Below are 19,689 nucleotides of genomic sequence, written 5' to 3'. Positions count from 1 at the left end.
AAGGGGTCGACGGTCATGGGGTTGAAGGACCGGTTGGAGGAGGACCGCGCCGTCGAGGCGCGCACCGATCGCGGCAGCGTGACGCACTGGCGTCGGCGGCTGCTGGAGGAGATCAACCTGGAGGACCTGACCCGGCTCACCCTGGCCCAGCGCCGGGTGCGGTTGGAGAAGGTCGTCGGGCACATCCTCACCCGCGAGGGGCCGGTGCTCTCGGACCGGGAACGGTCACTGCTCATCCGCAGGGTGGTCGACGAGGCGCTCGGCCTGGGCGTCCTGGAACCGCTGCTCGCCGACGAGACCATCACCGAGATCATGGTGAACGGACCCGACAACGTGTTCATCGAACGCGGTGGGCGCATGCAGCGGGTGGACGCCGCGTTCAACGGCGAGGAACAGCTCTACCAGACCATCGACCGCATCGTGTCGCTGGTCAACCGCCGGGTGGACGAGTCCTCGCCGATGGTCGACGCGCGCCTGCCCACCGGTGAGCGGGTCAACGTCATCATCCCGCCGCTGTCGCTGTCGGGTCCGGTCCTCACCATCCGGCGGTTCCCCAAGCCCTATCCCATCGACGAACTGGTGCGGATGGGCAGCCTGGACCAGGCCACCGGGGTGCTGCTGTCGGCGATGGTGCGCGCGCGGTTCAACGTGGTGGTGTCCGGCGGTACGGGCACCGGTAAGACGACGTTCCTCAACGCCCTGTCGGCGTTCGTGCCGCCCACCGAACGCATCGTCACCATCGAGGACTCCGCCGAACTCCAGCTCATGCAGGAGCACGTGGTGCGGCTGGAGTCGCGTCCGCCCAACATCGAGGGCCGGGGCGAGGTGGCCATCCGCGATCTGGTGCGCAACGCGCTGCGCATGCGCCCGGACCGGATCATCGTCGGTGAGGTCCGAGGCGAGGAGACCATCGACATGCTCCAGGCCATGAACACCGGCCATGACGGGTCCCTGGTGACCGTGCACGCCAACTCGGCCGACGACGCCATCCACCGGCTCCAGACGCTGGCGACGATGGGCGACGGGCGGATCCCCTACGAGGCGATCCGCGACCAGATCAACAACGCGGTCGACGCCATCGTGCACCTGGGGCGGTGGCCGGACGGGTCGCGGCGGATCAACGAGATCAGCGTGGTCTCGTCCAAGCGCCGGGAGGAGTTCCGGCTGGACCCGGTGCTGCGCTTCGAGTCGCTGCCGCTCGGCCCGAACCGGACGGTGGACGGGCGGTTCCTGCACTTTCCGCTGCCCCGGAACGTCGCCGAGCGGATCCATCACAGGGGCGAGACCGTCCCCGCGGTGTTCGGTGTGGTCCCCGAAGCCGGTCGGTGAGAGGAAGACACGATGAACTGGCAGATGGCGGTGATCCTCACCGGCCTCGCGATGGTGCTGCTGATCGCGCTGTGGGCGTTGTGGCAGTTCGTCGCCAGCGCCGAACAGCGGCGGCTCATCGCCGCCCGCAGCGCCCTGGACCAGGCCGAGCACGCGGCGTCCACGCCCCTGGCCCGGTTCGAGCGGGCACTCCACCGCACCCAGTGGGGCGCCCGCCTGCACCGCCGGATCGCCCGGTCGGGGACGGACCTGAAGGTGTCGACGTTCGTGCTCGGCCTGGTCGGCGGGGCGCTGCTGGCGGTGATCGTGGTGTGGCAGGTGCTGGCCCCGTTCTTCGGGCTGCTGGCCGCGGCGGGGGTGGCGTTCCTGTTCTTCTCGTACCTGAACCGGGCCGAGGCCAAGCGCCGTGAGGAGTTCACCGGACAGCTGCCGGACCTGGCCCGGGTGTTGGGCAACGCCACCTCCGCGGGGTTGGCGCTGCCGACCGCGGTGGCCATCGCCGCCGAGGAGCTCGACGGGCCGGCCGGGGAGGAGCTGCGGAGGATGACCGAGTCGATGAAGCTCGGCGCGTCCTTCGAAGAGGCCGTCGCCGAGCTGCGCGAACGGATGCCCTCCCGCGAGCTGGGGGTGCTGCTGTCGACACTGCTGGTGGCCTCGCGCTCGGGCGGTTCGCTGGTCACGGCGTTGCGCAACATCTCCGCCACCTTGGAGAACCGCAAGGAGACCCGGCGCGAGGTGCGGACCATCCTGAGCGAGACCACCAGCACGGTGTGGGCGCTGGGGTTCATGTCGGTGGGCGCGCTGTTCCTGATCAACGCGATCGAACCGGGGATCCTGCGCACCATGACCACCTCGGCGGCGGGCATCGGCGTCCTCCTGGTGGTGGCGGCGCTGTTCTCCATCGGTTTCCTGCTGGTGTCCCGCATCACCAAGTTCGACCTGTGACGAGGAGCCTGTGATGAACCTGGCGTGGGTTCCCATCGCGCTGTCGGCGGCCGCCGCCCTGCTCGTACCGCTGGCGGCGTACGGGGTGTACCTGATGATGTCGCAGACCCGGGTACGGGTGGACGACTCCCTCGCACGCCTGCCCAAGACGAAGGCGGAGGGCACGTTCGTCCTGCACCGGATCACCGAGGCGATCGGGCGGCCGTTCTCGGGGCTCGTGCTGGATTCGCTCAGCGAGGTCCGACGGCGCTCCATCACCCGAAGGATCGAGGTCGCGGGGCGGCCCGACGGGCTCACCCTGGAACGCTACCTGCGGCGCAAGATCGGCGAGATCTCCCTGTACGGGTCGCTGGGCGTGCTGATGTTCGTGGCCGACAGCCCGCTCATCGGGCTCGTCGTGCTGGCGTTCGCCGGGCTCACGGACCTCAACCTGTACGTACAGGCCCAGGAGCGCGCCGACCGGGTGCAGTCCCAGCTGCCGGACTTCCTGGACGTCCTGGCCGTGACGGTCAGCGCGGGGCTGTCGTTCCGCGCCGCGGTGGCGCGGGTGGCCGAGTCCATGCCGGGGGTGCTGGCCGACGAGTTCACCCTGGCGTTGCGGCAGATGGAACTGGGCACCTCACGCCGGGAGGCGTTCGAGACCCTGCGTCGCCGCAACCGCAACGACTCCCTGAGCAAGTTCGTCACCGCCATCCAGCAGGCGGAGGAACTGGGGGCGCCGCTCAGCGACACCCTGGTGAACATCAGCCAGGACATGCGCCGTGAGGACGCCCAGTACATGCGCCGCAAGGCCCAGCGCCTGAACCCGCGCGTCACCATGATCACGGCGGTGACGCTGCTGCCGGGCCTGCTGCTGCTCATCGTCGGCTCCATGTTCCTCGGCACCGACGTCGACCTGGGGAGCATCCTGGGGGGCTGAAGCGTGTTCCGTGGATGCCGCTCGGACACGGTGACGGTCACCGGGGACCGGTCAGCGGCGCATCCGCGGAGGACCCATCGGGTGGCACGACGACCGTGTACGCCGCCCGGTCCCGGGCGCCCGCGTCAGATGCGGCGCACGCGCCCACCGGTCACAGAACTCCCACCCGGAACAGCATCACGACCAGCACACCGAGTACCAGCGCACTCACCACGGCCACGTTGACCAGGAGCGACGTCCGCCCGTGCTTCGCCGCTCCGCGCACCAGCGTGGCGATCGTCCCGGCCGCCTCCCCGGGAGCGTTCCAGGAGGTCACGGGTCGCCCGGCGGCCGGGACGCCCGGCACGGGGTGGACGCCGAAGCCCGTGGGGGCGCCGCCCGCCCGCGCACCGGGGAGGGGCGGGGTGCCGAGGCCTCCCGGAGCGACCGGGGTGCCCGGCGCGAGGGCGGCGGGAGCCGCGCCGGCCACGGCGGAGCCTTCCAAGGTGACGGGGTCGGTGTAGATGCCGAACCCCGTGGGAGCGGCGCTGTCCGCTCCGGGCGGACCCTTTGGTCCGGTGGTCCCGGGGCGCGCCGGAACCGTGGCGGTGTCCATGGTGTCCGCGGCTCCCGGAGGGGTCGCGGCACCGGAGGAGGCGACGCCCGTCTCCGCGGAGGTCTCCGGCGCCGAGGCGCCGGAGACGCCGAAGGCCGACGGGACCGTGGTGTCCTCGGTGGGAGGGGTGCCCGCCGTCACGGCACCCCCCGCAGCGCCCGGGGCACCGGTGGTACCGAAGGCCGACGGGACCGTGGTGTCCTCGGTGGAGGAGGCGTCCCCCGGGGTGGGGACGACCGGGATCGCCGGGGCGACGGGGCCGGGCGGAACACTCGCGGGAGCGCGGGTACCCGACAGGGCGGCGCGGAGTCGGTCCGCCGTCGGTTCGGCGTCCCCACCGTCGAGGTGGCGCAAGGCCGCGGCGAGCGTCTCCTCCGCCGACGGACGGTCGTCCGGGTCCGGCGACAGCGCACCCGCGACGACCTCGCGCAGGCTCTGCGGCACCCCCGCCAGGTCGACCGTGTCCTGACGGGCGCGCCGCTCCATCTCCACCAGGGCCGCGCGTTCGCCCAACCGCGACGCCGGCGACTCCCCGAACGGCTCCCGAGCGGTCGCCGCCAGCACCACCAGGCACGCCCAGCCGAACACGTCCGCCGCCGGGGTCGGCCGCCCCCCGCCGTAGACCTCCGGGGCCACCCATCCCGAGACGCCCCGCAGTCCGGGTGTGACCGGGGCCGCCGCCCGTCGGCCCAGCCCGGTGTCGAGGAGGCGCGGCCCTCCGTCGGTGAGGACCACCGTGTCCGGTCCGACCTCCCCGTGCGCGGTCCCCTGCCGGTGGAGCACCGCCAGCGCCTCGGCCACCGCCGCCGCGAGAACGACCGCTCCCCAGGGCGGCAACGCCCCCCGCGCGGCCACGTGCCCGCGCAGGTGCGGCCCCGGCTGGTCGGGCAGCACCGCCCACGGTCTTCCGTCGAGGGTGCCCGTCTCGATCGCCCCCACCGCGCACACGCCCGCGCCGTCGGGCTCGGGAAGCACCCGGTCGGCCTCCTCCGCTCGGGCGAGGGCGACCAGGACCGGCTCCCCCTCCGCCGGGCGCGCGGCGTACAGGACGGCACCCCCGCCGTCGATCACCCGTCCCTCGATCCGGTGCCCGCCGATCTCCCGGGGGTCGTCGGAGGTGAGCGGTTCGGTGTGCGCGGTCAGCCTCGGCGCGGGATTCGACGTCATGGGGGGTATGCCTCCTTTGTCCTTTTACGACACCATCGTCGCCCCTGGCGCACCCTCCGGCAAACCCGTGTCCGGTCACGGCCGGCCCAAAGGTGCGACCCCTCCCCCGGGGGTTCGGGGAGGGGTCGCCGGGGATGGGTGATGGGGGCGGATGTTAGAGGGTGACCCTCTTGGACGTCGTACCGGTCGCGCCGTCGGCGTCGGTGACGGTCAGCGTGACGACGTAGGTGCCGGAGCGCGAGTAGAAGTGCCAGGTGGAGACACCGCTGCCGGTGTAGCCGTCACCGAAGTCCCAGGAGTAGGACACGATCGGGGCGTCGCCCGCCGTGGAGGACGAGGCGTTGAACTCGCAGAGGCGGAAGAAGGTGTAGCACCCGCCGCCGAAGGCGGCCGTGGGTCCCTCGCCTCCGCCGGGGGATCCCACCGACACGGTCGCGGTGGTGCTGTCGGTCGCCCCGGAGTCGTCGGTGACCGTGAGGGTCACGGTGTAGTCGCCTTCGGCGCCGTAGGTGTGCTCCACCGTGGCGCCGCTGTCGCCGGAGCCGTCGCCGAACTCCCAGTCCCAGGCGGTGATCTCACCGTCGGAGGTGGAGGCGGAACCGTCGAACGAGCAGGTCAGCGTGGTGTCGTCGCAGGCGTGGGTGAGCGAGGCGACCGGCCCTTCGGGCGGCGCGCCGTCCCCGTCCGCCGGGAAGACGTCCGGGTCGCCGACGTCCAGCAGCGGCTCGTGGTACCCGTCGTTGGAGGTGTCGGTCCAGTCGTGGTTGCCGGCGCCGATCAGGGTGGCGTAGATCGCGTTGACGCCGTTGCGGTCGGTGGGCTTGGCGTCGCCGACGGCCAGCAGCGCCAGGCCGCCCGCGGCGTGCGGGGAGGCCATGGAGGTGCCGCTCTTGCTGCCGTATCCGCCACCGGGAACGGTGGAGACGACGCACGAGCCCGGAGCGGCGATCTCGACGACCTGACCGTAGTTGGAGAAGTAGGACAGGGTGTCGTCGTCGTCACCGGTGCAGGGAAGCGTCCCGCCGGTGCCGCCGGGGGCGCCGTCGGAGTCGGCCATCGAGGAGACGGTGAGGACGTCGGGGTGGTTGGCGGGGAAGAAGTTCGCCGCGTTGCGAGAGCTGTTGCCGGCCGCGACCGCGAAGGCGACCCCGGAGTCGACGGCGGAGGCGATCGCCTGGCTGATGGCCTGGTCGGAGCAGCCCTCACAGCCCAGGCTCATGTTGGCGACGGCGATGTCCCCGGCGTTGGCGACGACGTAGTCCACACCGGCGGCGATGCCGGCCAGGGAGCCGCTGCCGCCCGCGCTGAGGACCTGGACGTTCCAGATGTCGGCGCCGGGGGCGATGCCGACGACGCCCTCGTCGTTGTCGATGGCCCCGATGGTGCCCGCGACGTGGGTGCCGTGCCCGTTGCCGTCGGTGGCGGTGTTGGCCACACAGGTGCCGCTGGTGCAGTTGACGGAGTTCACCACGTTGAGGTCGGGGTGGGCCCCGTCGACACCGGTGTCCAGGACGGCGACGGCCACGTCGGGCACGTAGTCGTCCTGCCCGTTGATGGCCAGGTTGGGGTTGTCGGGGGCGAAGGTGCGGGCGATGCCGTTCGGCACGTCCTGGTCGAAGGTGTGGACCGGCTGGTCCTCCTGGACGTAGGCCACCTCCGGGTCCCGGAGGAGGTCCGCGGCGTCGGCGGCGGTCATCTCGGCCGCGTAACCGGTGAGGGCGTGCTCGTAGACGCCGATGGGGTCGTCGCCGTGACGTTCGGCGACCTCTTCGGGCGAGGCGGACTCGTCCAGGACGACGATGTAGGTGCGCTCGGTGACGTCGGAGGTGTCGAGGAAGTCCGGGACCTCCTCCGCGAGGGCCGGTGTTGCGAACATGACAGGCAGCAGGGCGACGGCCGCGAGGACCGCGCCTACCTTGCTCTTGCGCATGATGCGGAGAACCCTTCGGGGGGACGGCGGGGGACGGGGGATGTGGAAGGGTGGCCACCCGACACTCATGATCCGTCACGGAGGGCGACCCGGACCATACGTGTTCGCTACGTAACCTCGACTGTGCCGAGGGTTCTACGTAGGGCCCTCCCGGCCGCTACCGACCCCTCCCCCACCGTCCCCGGAGGGCCCCGACCCACCCTGGGGGCGGGTCGGGGCCGGGGTTCCCTCCCGGGTCGAGCGGCTGACCCGTCAGCCGGTCGGCAGCGGGACCGCCGCCAGGACCGGGAGGAGGGTGGCCTCCTCGTGGTCGAGGTGGGCCTCCAGTTCCCGGCTCATCCGGTCCAGCTCCGCACCGAACGCGCGCGGGTCCGCGGTGGCGAGCCCGGCGAGGAGTGCCTGGAGGTCGGCGCGGATGCGGTCGACCGTGCGGTGCTCCTCCGACAACCGGCGCAGGGTGTCGGCCAGGTGCGGGTGCCGCTCGGCCAACGCGGGGAACATCATCTCCTCCTTGTCGTGGTGCATGTGCAGGGACTCGCAGAAGCCCAGACAGTGCTGGCGCAGCTGCAACGTGAGCCCGGGGGCGGGGACGGCGCCCTCCCGGGCGGCGCGCTCGTCACGGTCGGCGAGGTAGGCGTCGGTCTCCTCGCGTACCCGGAGGAGCTGCCCGCGCAGCCACCGATGCACCCGGACCAGCGCCTCGGCGAGGTTCGCGGCGGGTGTGCTCTCCTCATCGGCCATCGGCTCCAGGGCGATCACCGGCAGGATCCGTTCGGTCCCGTCCTGGTAGTCGCCGTATCCGGGTACCCGCCGGACGACCTCGGCGAAGAGCGCGTCGCGGTCGTCGCCTTCGGCGGGCACCGCGATCGCGGCGAACTCCTCGGTGCCCAGCTCGACGCGCACCATGGGGTGTGCGAGCAGGTTGTGGTACCAGGCGGGGTGCCGGTCGGATCCGCCGGCGGATCCGATGACGAGCAGCCGCCCGTCGACGCGGACGTACCCCAGCGGGGTGGTGTGCTCGTGGCCGCTGCGCGCGCCGACGGTGGTGAGCAGCAGCAGGTCGCCGCCTTCGAACATGCCGCCGACGCGGCCCCCGTTGGCGCGGAACTCCGCGACGACGGGCTCGTTGAAGTCGCTGACGTGCGGTTCGGGTCGGTCGAACGGCCCCGGGGTGTCGGGGGTGTCGTCGGTCCGGGTTCTCAAGAGGTGTCCTCCTCGGGACGGGTCGGGTCGGTGGGGGGCGGCCGTCCCCGAGGAGAGCGTGCACACCGGACGGTGGCACGGGACGTCGCGGGCATTCCGGCGTACGAACGGGACCGGTGGCGCGCGAGCGCACAAGGGAATGCGAAGGGACTTCGGGGAGGCCGCGGTGTCGACTCACGGGCGCGGCCGACGGCCGCGTCCGGATGTCGGTTCGGCTAGGCGCGGTGCGCGATGTGGTGGCTCACGATCGACTCCCCGATGGTCCTGGTGCCTCCATGCCGACCCGACCGGCCCACTGCTCTTGGTCGAGGACACGCGACACGGCCGTGACGTTACCCGGCCCGCTCGGAGATGTCCACCGTGGTGGGTGGGGCCCGCCCCACCGTGGATCGACGGGCCGGCCCCAGCGACTCCCGCACCCGATCTCCGTAGGTTCGGAGCCTCACGAGACGTGCGCACGGCCACGGCGCGCGTACGGTGCGCGGAAGGGAAGACCATGGCTTCGCACGGCCACGGACGGGCCACGCCCTCCGGAGGGGGGACACCCGCCGGGCGGTCCCCGGCCCCCGACCTGTCCCGGGGGTTCATGTTGTTGTTCATCGCGCTCGTCAACGCGCAGTTCTTCCTCACCGGCCCCGATCCGGTCCGCTCCCTCGCCGATCAGATCGTGACGTTCGTCCAGTCGACCCTGGTCAACGGGCGGGCGATCCCGTTGTTCGCGCTGCTGTTCGGCTACGGCGCGGTGATGATCACGCGCCGGGTGCGGGCGGCCGGCGGCGGGTGGATCCACGTGCGCCTCCTGTTGCGCCGGCGCGGGTGGGTGCTGCTGGCGTTGGGGTTCGCCCATGGTGCCCTGCTGTTGCCGGTGGACATCCTGGGCGCCTACGGGCTGGCCCTGGTGCTCTTCGCCGGCCTGGTCCGGGCCCGCGACGCGACCCTGTTGTGGACGGCCGGGGTGGTCGCGCTGGTGTCCACCGTCCTGGCCCTCGTGTTGACGGTGATGATGACGGACCCGGGTGCGGAAGGCGAGGGCGGGTCGGCGGCCGTGCCGTCCCTGGTGGAGACCTCGTTCTCGGCGGCGACCGTCGAACGGTTCCACGAGTGGGTGCTCTACACGCCGGTCACGCTGCTCCTGGTGGCCATGCCGATGATCGCGCTGGGCATGTGGGTCGGGCATCGCCGGATCCTGGAGGAGCCCGAGGCGCACCGGCGTACCCTGCGGTCGGCCGCAGTCTGGGGTCTGGGCGCGGCCGTGGTGACGGGTCTCCCGGACGCGCTGGTCGGTGCCGAGGTGCTGACGGTGGGACCGTACGCGGAGGGCGTGTCGGCCGTCGTGCACGACGTCGGCGGTTGGCCGGGCGGTATCGGCTGGGCGGCCCTGATCACCCTGCTCGCGATCCGTCCGGAACGGAGCGGGAGCGCGGCGGGCGCCCACGGACCGGTGGTCTCCGCGGTGGCGGCCGTCGGAGAGCGGTCCCTGAGCTGCTACCTGGCGCAGTCGGTGGTGTTCACCCTGGTGTTCGCCCCCTATGGCGCGGGTCTGGGCGCCTCACTGGGAGCGGCGGCCACGGCCGCCGTGGCCGTGGTGACCTGGGTGGGGTGCGCGATCGGCTCCGAGGCGCTGCGCCGGGCGGACCGTCGCGGCCCGGCCGAGGTCCTGGTGCGACGCCTGGTGCGGGGGGCCGACATCCGGGTGCCGGCCCCGGGCGGGCCGACACCGTGAACCGGCGTCCCGGGGAGCCTCGCGTCCGGGGCCGTCACTCCCCCGTGGGGCGTACGGCGCGCTGCACGTCCTCGGGCTCGGGGACCCCCACGTCGAGGTCCCCGTCGACGCCGACGAACGTGTAGCGGGTGTACCAGTACTCCGGCGCGGGGACCGGCTCGGTGAAGGCCGCCGGGAGCCGTTGGGCGATCGGCCGACCGTTGAGCACGTAGCCGCCCTGGGGCTCGCCCTCGGTCGCGAACGCCAACGGGACCCCGTCCTCGGTGGCCACCAGGGTGAACCCGGCCTCCTCCGACGCGGTCTCCGGCAGGAAGGTCCCTTCGATGAGCACGGCCGGGACCTCGTCGGGCGGGTCCTCCCCCGCCAGGTGCCCGTAGGCGTCCTCGACGGGCCCGGGCGCGGCGAACACCGTCTCCTCCTCGGAGGTGACGGTGCCGGTCTCCACGACCCGGGCCAACGGTTCGAGGATGCGCTCGGGGTCGAACACCGCCTCGGAGGCGCCCAGGTCCGTGGCGGCGGCCGGAGCCCACACGGCGGGCCCGTTCCACGCCGTGGTCCCGCTGTACAGCAGTTCCCCGTCGACGAGCATCAGATCAGCGGCCCGGGCCCCGCTGACGGTGCTGGTCCAGCGCACGGCCTCGGGGTCGGCCTGGTACAGCACCCGGTCGAACAGGGTGGGGGAGGCCGCCGTGTTCCCGGGCAGCGGTTGCCCGTAGCCCTCGCCGTTGCCGGCGTGGGTGAGGATGGTCATCTCCAGGGTCCGGGCCGCCGTCAACCGGTCCAGAGAGGCCGCCACCAGGTCGATGCCGGTGGGCGAGGCAGTCTCCTGCGGGTCGTTCGCGTCGGTGCCCGGGGTTTCGGAGACGGGTTCGGCGTCCTGGGCCAGGGCGTCGAACAGCACGTAACCGCCGCCGCCCGCCACCGCGAGCGCGAAGCAGCAGGCGGCGCCGACGGCGAGAAGCCGTCCGGCACCGCCGCCACGACGTTCGCGTCGACGCCGGTCGGCACGGCCGCCCTCGGCGCCCGTTCCCTCGCTTTCCCGGTCGGTGTCCCGGTCGTCGGGGCCGCTCCGGACCTCGTGGTCCCGCGCGTCGTGCCCGTCGCCGGTCGCCGCCGTCGAGGCCGGGGCGTCGCTCCCCGGGGCGGGGACCATCTTCAGTTCGCCCGTGATGGGGTCGCGGGTGCTGACGAGCCGGCGGGCGTTCTCCACCTTGGCGGGCGTCCAGGTCCGGCGCCCCGACGCGGCGGCCTCCGCGTCCAGTCCGCGGGCCGCCTGGGCCCACCGTTCGGGCCGGTGCCAGGCCACGTCCACGTAGGGCCAGTGGGAGCGGACGAACCCGTGGAGCCGGTCGCCCCACGCGTCGCGGGGGGTGTCCTCGGACACCCCCAGCAACAGCAGGCATTCGAGGTGGATCTCCTCGGCGGAGGGGCGCCGGGCCGGGTCGCGGTCCAGGGCCCGTGCCAGGATCCGGGCCGGGCCCGGGGGGATCACGGACAGGTCGACGCCGGCGTTGGTCCGGGCGACCGCCTCCGACTGCGAAGCGATGGTGCCGAACGGAGGCAGGCCGGTGGCGGCGAAGAGCACCGTACAGGCCCACGAGAAGACGTCGGAGGCCTCGTCGGGACGTTTCCCGGCGTAGCGTTCGGGGGCCAGCCACCCCGGGCTGCCGATGGTGGTGTGCGAGTCGCCGTCGTCGACCTGGCGGGCCAGCCCGAAGTCGACCAGGCGCGGACCGGCCGCCGTCACCAGGACGTTGCCGGGCTTGACGTCACCGTGGGGGACGCGCCCGGCGTGCACCGCCGTCAGGGCCTCGGCGATGCCCGCGGCCAGCACCAGGAGCGTCTGGCCGCCGAACGGTCCGCGGACCCCCGCGTGCACACCGAGGTCGAGGGCGGGCAGGTACTCGACCGCGGCCCAGGGCCGGTTGCGGTGGACGCCGCCGTCGAGCACGCCGAGCCCGTACTCGCCGCGTAGACGACGCGGGTCGAGGGCTGCGTCGGGGGCGGCGGCGGACACCCACTCCTCGTTCATGATCTTGAGCGCCAGCGCGTGGCCCTCGGGGGTCACGGCGGCGTGGACGACACCGAGGCCGGAGGCGCCGAGGCGGCCGATCAGCCGATGCGCGCCCACCCAGGGCGGGTCCTCGGGCAGGAGGGGCCGGATGTGCGGTGGTAAGACGACTGTCGATGCCATGGGGGGTTCGCTTTCCACTCTCCGGGTCCGGGTGTCGGCGACGACGGGACCCTGGCGCGCGCGTTCGGCGAAGACCGAACGTACGTTCCCGGACGCTCCGGGGACGACAGGGCACGAGAACCACCCGCCATACGTGTGGTGGGAACCCTGGGAACGGCCGTCGGTTCGCCCGGTGACAGATTATGTGCCGGCCTTGGACGGAAAAAGGATATGCGCACCATCGGTCCCGTACCGCACGGATCCAGGAGGTTCCGTGGCCGATCACGGCCATGGAAGCGCAAAAGAACACCGCCGAAAAAACGGGTTCTCGCCCGTTCCGTATCCGTTCACACCACCTTTACCATGATTCTCACGATTTATCGGCCATCTCGACGGAAGAATACGCGGCCGACCGGATCACCGGATCACCGGGGTCTCGGTGGCCGAGGGCCGATCACCGGGCCCCGGGGCGTGGCGCGAGGGTCTCCCCACCCGGGGCGGGGGCGTGGACGAGCAGTCGCCGGGCGGAGCCGGTCAGGGGCGGCCGGCCCGTGAACGCCCCGCGGTGCGGCTCGGAGCACAGCGGGGCGATGGCGTCGTTCCGGTCGGCCGGCCTGGAGGGCGGCGGACAGATCGGCGGCGGACAGGTCGGCGGCGGACATGTACTCGCCGGCCCCGAAGCGGAAGGGCCGCGAACCCGTCCCCGCCGGGGGCGTCCGGGGCCCGGAGGGCGATGGCGGCGTCGAAGGTCGCGCGAAAGCCGGGGGGTTCGCCGCGTTCGAGGTGTCGAAGGTGTCCGAGGGCGGGACGAGGGTGCGCGGGGTCACGACCTCCGGCCGTGCCTTCTGCCGGGCGGAGGTCTCGTCCCCGTACCCCGGCGGTGTCACCAGCAGTTCCTTGGCGGTGGGCCGCCGGGTCGGATCCTTGTCCGGGCGGCGACCGATGAGCGGCGACAGAGCGTCCGGCACCCTTTCCGTGTCCGGTTCCCCGGAGATGACACTCAGCAGGATCGCCACCTCCGGCGGCGCGTCCGCACCGGCTCACAGGGCCGGGGGCGCACGGAGGACGTTCCGCTCCGGTCACCGGAACGACCTGTGAAGACGCGGCCGCGAGAGAACCACGTCGCTCCAGGGGACGTGACCCGGAAGAGGGCGCCTCTCCTCCCTGTCACCCCCGGGGTGATACGGCTCCCCGTGTACGGACCCGGCCCTTCCAGAGGCGGAGGCGTCCCGGGGCGGTGACCCCGCCCGGCGCGTCCACGGACGCCCTCCTCTCCCCCGAGGAGGAGGTCGTGATCACCTCCCCCGGGGCGAGGGGCATACGGAAACGATATTCCGGATATGAACTTACAAAGCGCCGATAACCAAGGGATTCGATATCCGATGGCCCTATGCGGTCGGCCCGGCACGGCCGGTTCGACGCGGTCGGTTCGACGCGGACCCGAAAGTGATCCCCCTCGGCCGGATCGGTTCCGTCGACCGAGAGGTCTCACGGAGGGGGGAGAAGAATCGGACGCCCTGGAACGGCGGAGAGGGAGCGGTGGTCACGGCGACCCGATTCGACGAGGAACATCCCCTCCTCCCACTTCCCCCCGACCTCGGAACGACAGAAAGGTGAGGATATTTCAGAGCCACCCGAAGGACATGAACGCACCGATCCGATCTGAAAAAGCGAGAACCGCGAAGTCACTCATCACGGAATCTTTTCGGACCTGAAATACGAGCGGCATATGTTCATCTCCGATCACCACTCCCCCGATCTTTTTCCGGAACCCCGCCGCCCGCGCCCGGCGGCCGAACGCGGCACGTGCCACCGGACGCGCGGTCGCGGTGGCCGGCGCTCCGGCCGCTGCGACCGCGAAGCGCCGGCGGCGCACGGGGAACGTCGTTCCGTACCGATTCGCCCCTTGAAGACATCCCGCGACAGCCTCGACGGCCCTCCGCGCATCGGCTTCGAGCTGCGCATCCGACCGCGCCATGGGGATCCGGACACCCCGTCACCACGCCGATCGGCGTGGTCGCGTTCGCCAAAACGACGACACCCGACAGTGTTCTCGTGCATACTCAGAGCAGTGGCCCCCGAGGGGGGAAGCGATTGGGAACGACGCTCTCGGCGAGAGGGGTGCGCACACTCGTGCGCATGCCGAGAACCCGCACGGGGGCCACTACCGATCGATTTCGAACACCTCGTTTGCGCAAGGTTCGCGGCAAGGTATAGAACTTGGTCGGGGGCCGAGGAAAAGGACTGCGTTCTCCATACCCGGCCCCTTACACGCCACAATGAAACGGGGGATGGCAGGTGGGCCCGGAGAGGTACAACGGGCCCACCTGCCACGTTTTTCATACGTTCACCCGTATGCCAATCCGTTCTTCGACTCCGGTGGGAGAACTCCTCGGACCCGATCCCCTTCCCGCCCGGGGTGGCGTCCCTTCGGTCCCGCCCGCATCATGAGGGCACCGGCGCACCTCGGCTGCGACGAGAAGATGACAGACCGAAACCGACTTTCTTGCCTAACCCGCCTGGAATCCCGATTCCGCGTCGATGGATTTCCATGATTCTCGGCGACGGCGGCGACCTTTCCCCTAAGGTGAGTGCTGCGGCCCCCGGCCGGGATCACCGTCCGATCCCGTTCTCGGGTGCTGAACGTTACCGAGGGCGGGCGGCGCCTCACGCCCCCGTTCACTCCTACTCCTGGGGGTGAGGGGTTCCGTCCGCCTTCTCGACCATGCCACCGCCCGGCGCGCGGGCACGGAAACAGGGAGCCGGGGCCGGTGGGCGACCGGCGGGTGCGGCGCAGGGCCGGCGGTGGGAGGACGGACGCCCGCCCTACGAGACCTGGTCGCGCAGGCCCGCCCCCTGGCGGGTGGCGGCGTCCCGGCAGGACAGCACGGTCTCCAGGAGTCCGGGGAAACGCCGCTCCAGGTCCCGGTCGCGCAGGGAGATGAAACAGCGGGTGCCCTCGGTGCGGCTCTGCACGAGGCCGGCGTTGCGCAGGATCTTCAGGTGATGGCTCAGCGTCGACTGCGCGATCGGCAGGTCGATGTCCTTCCAGGCGCGTTCGCCGCTCCTCGCGGCGAGCATCCGCACGATCTTCAACCGGGTGGGTTCGGCCAGCGCGGCCAGCACCGTCACCAGCTCGACCCCGTCGAGCCTGGGGTGCTCGGGCTCCCTGGGTGCCAAGACGGGCCTCCTCCTGCGGCGCCCGGCGGGGAGCCGGGCGGGATCGTCGTCGATCTCACTCCCTCGCCGCCCCGCACGCTGGGTCGGGGTGGCCGGAGGTCACAGCGGTCCGGGTCCCCCGCGGTCCCCGAGGGGACGGGGCGCTGTGCACACCAGCATAACCAGGTGGGTGGACCCTCCCGCCGCCGCTTCAACCGCCGCCCCGCCGCCTCCGAGCCGCCACTCGACCGCCTCCGGGTCGCCGCTCCGGGCCGAGGTCGAACGAAGAGGACAGCCGTGGGTGTATCTTCATATTCGATATTCATCGAACATCGAACGTGCTGGTCGCCGCCGAGTCGGCCAGGGCACCCGACGAGGTCCGTGAACGCGCCTCGGGGGGAGAGGAAACACCCATGTCCACCGTCACCCTGTCCGTGCTCGACCACGCGAGCATCACCGAGGGTTCCACCCCGGGGCGGGCGCTGCGCGACGCCCGCGATCTCGCCCGGCACGTGGAGCGGCTCGGTTACCGGCGGTTCTGGCTGTCCGAACACCACAACATGCAGGCCATCGCCAGCGCCGCCACCTCGGTCTCCCTCGGTTTCATCGCCGAGGGCACCTCGACCATCCGGGTCGGCGCGGGCGGCGTCATGCTCCCCAACCACTCCCCCCTGGTGGTCGCCGAACAGTTCGGCACCCTGGAATCCCTGTACCCCGGCCGGATCGACCTCGGCCTGGGCCGGGCCCCGGGTACCGATCCGCGCACCATGATGGCGCTGCGCCGCGACCACAGCGCCGCTTCGGCGTTCCCGCACGACGTCCAGGAATTGCAGTCCTACTTCGAGCCCGCCGAACCCGGGCGGCCGGTACGCGCGATCCCCGGCGAGGGCCTGCGAGTGCCCCTGTGGATCCTGGGTTCGAGCCTGTTCGGCGCCCAGTTGGCGGCGCAGCTCGGACTGCCCTACGCCTTCGCGTCCCATTTCGCTCCCGACGCCCTGTACGAGGCGCTGAAGGCCTACCGGGAGGACTTCCGGCCGTCACGGCAGCAGTCGGAACCGTACGCGATGGCCGGGGTGAACGCGTTCGTCGCCGACACCGACGAAGAGGCCCGCCGCCTGTTCACGACCATGCAGCAGGCCTTCCTGGGCACCGTGCGCGGGGCGCGCGGTCTGCTGCGCCCACCGGTGGACTCCCTCGACACCATGTGGCGTCCGGGAGAGCGGGAACGCCTGGAACACATGCTTCGTTACTCGTTCGTGGGCTCCCCGGAGACGGTGCGCCGCAAGCTCGAACTGTTCGTCACCGACACGGGCGTGGACGAGGTGATGGTGTCGTCGATGATCTACGACAAGCAGGCCCGTCTGCGTTCCTTCGAGCTGCTGGCGGATGTCGCCGGACTGAACGGTCCCTCAGCGGAATGAGCCCCGTTCTCCCGGCCCCGGGAGTACCGGGCAAGGGTGGCGGCGTGGGACGACGTTGTTGGCAGGCAACGGTGCCGTCCTTCCGGGCCGGGAGGAGAGAACGGGCCGGGCACCGCGCCTTGTGAGAGGCGCGGTGCCCGGCCCTTCGTCATCCGGGGGGCGCGGACCGCGAGGGTCCGCGCGGTGGGGTGACGGACCGCCACGTCCCGTCAAAGGCCGGAGCGGAGCGCGAGGCCCTGGCTCGGGGCACGAAGCCGGTGCGACCGGACCGCCGGGGTACGGGCTCGGGGCACGTCCAGGGGTCGGGGTACGGGTCCTCGTCAGTCCGAACGGGGAACGTTCGGGCGAGGCTCGCGGGCGAAGCCCTTGGCGGGGACGGTGGACCGGTTCCGATCAGTCGCCCCGGCCGCCACCACCGCCGGAACCCCTTCGCCACCGAAATCGCCATCGCCCCAGCCCGAACCGGCTTCGGCCCCGGAGCCGGAAGCCAGGGGGCCACGGAGTGTGTGCGTGGGCGACGCCGCGAGGGACAACGGCTTCGGGGGCTGCTTCGTAGCGGCCCCGAGGAGATGTGAAGCACTGGAGAGCGAGTGGCCGTTGTGCCGTCCGAGGTTTCCGAAGTGCGGTGCTCTCTGACTGCTCGGTACGTGTGACCTGGTGATTCACAGCGTATTCGGGAAATCCGCAGGTGGTGGTGACTTCTCACGGGACGCCTGGGATAATGGTGACCTATCGAACACGGAACGTTACCAAGGTTCGTGTGCGCTTCACCGAGACGGGTTACGCATTCGGATGCGTGTGGGAAGCGGACAGCGGGTGTTCTCACCAGGATTTTCATAGATAACCGGAAGGTGTCCTGTGGACAAGGTGTGATGGTGGGATACGCCGGGCATCGAGAAGAGGGGTGGCCACATCCGGCCAGGCCCCGGGGCACACCCGGGGTTCGTGCCGGATAGTGAGGATCCCGAGGTGTCTGCGCACGTGGGCTTCCCGCACCCGAGTGGTGGACAGCCGATGGATCCTGACCCTTGGTCCACCCTTAGAGGGCTACGAGGAAGTGGCCCATGACCCCGACCTCCTCCCCCTAGGAACTGACTCCCATGAAGAAACTGACCAGCGGTTTCTGGGTGACACTGAGCACCCTGATCGCTCCCCCGGCCCACAAGAACGACAAGGGCGCCGGAATCGTTGAATACGCAGCCATCCTAATTCTCGTGGCCGCAATCGCCATCGGCGTCTTCGCTCTCGGCATCCCTTCTCTCATATCGGACGCCGTCAGCACCTCGATCGATGATGCCCTTAGCGGCCCCTGATGCAAAACACAAACCAGCGTTTCTCCTACCCGAATAAAAACCGGGAAAATAGAGAAGTCTTGCCAAAAATAAACCCGAACCCTCCAAAAAAAATAATAAAGATAACCCTCCTGGTGGCATCCTTCATTGCACTCACTTCTAGTTGTGTGGTTCCCCCAGAAGGAAATATAGAAAAGGAAGATGGAGGCTCGGGAAACGAAAATACAAACACCCCACCCCATGAAGACCCCGGCAGTTCAAAAAATATAATTGCAAGCAGCATAACCTCCTCAACGACCCTCGGAGGTCAATTTCAGATCGACGTCTACTCCCTAGAGAGAGTAGACAGCGATCTCCTAAGGCTGCGCCTTGGAATAACAAACAAGTCAGGGGAAGATTTCCGAATATCTCAAGGGCTTTCCGATGACAATAACCCCTACACGGCGAACGCCGTAACCCTAATAGATACAAAAAACCAAAATAGACATATAAGCCACAAGCAAAATAATGGGGATTGCTTCTGCTTGGCCTTCGAAGGCCCCATCGAATCAGGAGAAACCGTTGAGACCTGGGTCATATTCCCCGCACCCCCGAGTGACGTCGAAGCAATGACAATCACAACACCACTAACTCCACCACTTTTGGACATCCCAGTCAGCGAATCATCCGAAACCATCGAAAGCGCTGGACTTTCCAGTCCAGAAATTTTTCCTCTTACAAACATATCAGACAACACTGAAGATCAAACAGGACGAACAGAGAACAACGAGGAGGTGAGCATCATTCTCTCTTCTGACGTACTGTTCGAAACAAATAAATCTGAACTCAGCCCTGAGGCTCAAGAAATTTTGGATCAAGTAGCCCAAGAAATCAATGATGCCAATTCTGAAACTGTAAAAATTGACGGACATGCCGATAACACCGGAAGCGACTCTGTTAACCTTTCTCTTTCACAAGACCGAGCCGCAACAGTTGAATCCGCCCTGTCTGAGCTCGTAGCCAGGGAAGGAATAGAATTTGAAGTGCAAGGACATGGGTCGAGCGATCCCATCGCAGACAATAACACAGAGGAAGGAAGGGAAAGAAATCGACGAGTCAGCGTCACATTCGCAAAGCAATAGGCACCGAAATTTGAAAAAAGCATGGCTTGTATGCGCTACTTCTGTGTCCTCCCTCACCATAGCAGTGGGCGTCAGCCACGCAGGACCGCATCCGAAGACCGAAAACCTTAATTCATTAGGCTCCTCCAGCGGGAATAACCAGCTCTCTACTGGACTGAATGCTGAAGTTCACCAGGCAGAGAGAAGCTCCGAAGGAAATATTGTTTCCATAACTTGGAGCGTAAAAAACAGCGGGAGCGAGCGTGTAGTTCTCGCTTGGCTAAGCGACAGAACATATACATATTCAGGACCGAACTTTGCAGGCGTCACCGCACTGAACCAGGAGCATGCCACGCGCTATCACCCAATCATGGATAGCACCGGAGCATGCTTGTGTTCAGGAAAGACGTCAAATGATTTCAGCCAGCGCGTCGAGCCAGGTGATCAAGTCGCATATTGGTCTCTATTCTCAATACCAGATGGAGTGGAAGAGCTTACTATCGAAATTCCTAATTTCGAGCCGATCGAGGACATTCCGGTCTCCTGACGTCACCCCCATCGCCTACTCCCCCCACTCCCCCACCCAACTCTGGAGCTGTTTTGTTCGCCTCCCGACACACTCACATCGGGGATCCCCGTCGGCCAACGCCGTCGAGGCCCGCAGGGCGTGCGGGGGAACTCAATGGACCTCCGCGAACCTGGCATTGGCTGTGCCCGGCCCCCCACGACGCAC

The 19,689-nt window shown here is 69.6% G+C and carries 13 protein-coding genes; 8 read left to right on the top strand and 5 right to left on the bottom strand.

Features of this window, described 5'->3' with window-relative positions; genetic code table 11:
* Positions 1 to 15 precede the first annotated feature (15 nt).
* The 3 genes from PWG71_RS00780 to PWG71_RS00770 are packed head-to-tail and all read left to right on the top strand — an operon-like array spanning position 16 to position 3,193.
* Positions 16 to 1,329, top strand: a complete 1,314-nt coding sequence (locus PWG71_RS00780; RefSeq protein ID WP_274807492.1) for a CpaF family protein — start codon at positions 16 to 18, stop codon at positions 1,327 to 1,329.
* 12 nt (positions 1,330 to 1,341) lie between these two features.
* Positions 1,342 to 2,274 carry a type II secretion system F family protein gene (locus tag PWG71_RS00775; protein WP_274807491.1) on the top strand — a complete coding sequence of 311 codons (933 nt, stop codon included), beginning with the start codon at positions 1,342 to 1,344 and terminating at the stop codon, positions 2,272 to 2,274.
* Between the two features lie 13 nt (positions 2,275 to 2,287).
* A complete protein-coding gene (locus tag PWG71_RS00770; RefSeq protein ID WP_274807490.1) occupies positions 2,288 to 3,193 on the top strand; it encodes a type II secretion system F family protein in 906 nt (301 codons plus the stop codon).
* A 151-nt stretch (positions 3,194 to 3,344) separates the two neighbouring features.
* Here the strand turns inward: PWG71_RS00770 and PWG71_RS00765 are convergent, their stop codons facing one another.
* From PWG71_RS00765 to PWG71_RS00755, 3 genes are all read right to left on the bottom strand, one after another.
* Positions 3,345 to 4,955, bottom strand: a complete 1,611-nt coding sequence (locus PWG71_RS00765) for a protein kinase domain-containing protein (protein ID WP_274807489.1) — start codon at positions 4,953 to 4,955, stop codon at positions 3,345 to 3,347.
* 154 nt (positions 4,956 to 5,109) lie between these two features.
* A complete protein-coding gene (locus PWG71_RS00760) occupies positions 5,110 to 6,885 on the bottom strand; it encodes a S8 family serine peptidase (protein ID WP_274807488.1) in 1,776 nt (591 codons plus the stop codon).
* A gap of 252 nt (positions 6,886 to 7,137) precedes the next feature.
* Positions 7,138 to 8,088: a nitroreductase/quinone reductase family protein gene (locus tag PWG71_RS00755; protein ID WP_274807487.1), complete on the bottom strand. Its 951-nt coding sequence runs from the start codon at positions 8,086 to 8,088 to the stop codon at positions 7,138 to 7,140.
* Between the two features lie 496 nt (positions 8,089 to 8,584).
* Between PWG71_RS00755 and PWG71_RS00750 the strand changes: the two genes are divergently transcribed.
* Positions 8,585 to 9,811 carry a DUF418 domain-containing protein gene (locus tag PWG71_RS00750; protein WP_274807486.1) on the top strand — a complete coding sequence of 409 codons (1,227 nt, stop codon included), beginning with the start codon at positions 8,585 to 8,587 and terminating at the stop codon, positions 9,809 to 9,811.
* A 34-nt stretch (positions 9,812 to 9,845) separates the two neighbouring features.
* Here the strand turns inward: PWG71_RS00750 and PWG71_RS00745 are convergent, their stop codons facing one another.
* Both PWG71_RS00745 and PWG71_RS00740 read right to left on the bottom strand, forming a co-directional pair.
* Positions 9,846 to 12,005, bottom strand: a complete 2,160-nt coding sequence (locus PWG71_RS00745; protein WP_274807485.1) for a serine/threonine-protein kinase — start codon at positions 12,003 to 12,005, stop codon at positions 9,846 to 9,848.
* Positions 12,006 to 14,810: 2,805 nt separating this feature from the next.
* Complete coding sequence (locus tag PWG71_RS00740) at positions 14,811 to 15,164, bottom strand: ArsR/SmtB family transcription factor (RefSeq protein WP_274807484.1); 354 nt, start codon at positions 15,162 to 15,164, stop codon at positions 14,811 to 14,813.
* A gap of 392 nt (positions 15,165 to 15,556) precedes the next feature.
* Between PWG71_RS00740 and PWG71_RS00735 the strand changes: the two genes are divergently transcribed.
* The 4 genes from PWG71_RS00735 to PWG71_RS00720 all read left to right on the top strand — a co-directional run bounded on the left by PWG71_RS00735 (position 15,557) and on the right by PWG71_RS00720 (position 19,503).
* Positions 15,557 to 16,564: an LLM class flavin-dependent oxidoreductase gene (locus PWG71_RS00735; RefSeq protein ID WP_274807483.1), complete on the top strand. Its 1,008-nt coding sequence runs from the start codon at positions 15,557 to 15,559 to the stop codon at positions 16,562 to 16,564.
* A gap of 1,100 nt (positions 16,565 to 17,664) precedes the next feature.
* Positions 17,665 to 17,877, top strand: coding sequence for a hypothetical protein (locus PWG71_RS00730; RefSeq protein ID WP_274807482.1), 213 nt, complete (start codon positions 17,665 to 17,667; stop codon positions 17,875 to 17,877).
* Entirely contained in the window at positions 17,877 to 18,977 is a 1,101-nt protein-coding gene (locus PWG71_RS00725) for an OmpA family protein (RefSeq protein ID WP_274807481.1), read from the top strand. The genes PWG71_RS00730 and PWG71_RS00725 overlap by 1 nt, the downstream gene beginning before the upstream one ends.
* 43 nt (positions 18,978 to 19,020) lie before the next feature.
* Positions 19,021 to 19,503 carry a hypothetical protein gene (locus PWG71_RS00720; RefSeq protein ID WP_274807480.1) on the top strand — a complete coding sequence of 161 codons (483 nt, stop codon included), beginning with the start codon at positions 19,021 to 19,023 and terminating at the stop codon, positions 19,501 to 19,503.
* Positions 19,504 to 19,689 lie beyond the last annotated feature (186 nt).

Source organism: Nocardiopsis sp. N85, from assembly GCF_028882275.1.
In the GTDB taxonomy this organism is placed as follows: Bacteria; Actinomycetota; Actinomycetes; order Streptosporangiales; family Streptosporangiaceae; genus Nocardiopsis; species Nocardiopsis lambiniae.
Note: the sequence above shows the minus strand (reverse complement) of the source record. Positions and strands in the feature narration are given on the sequence as shown.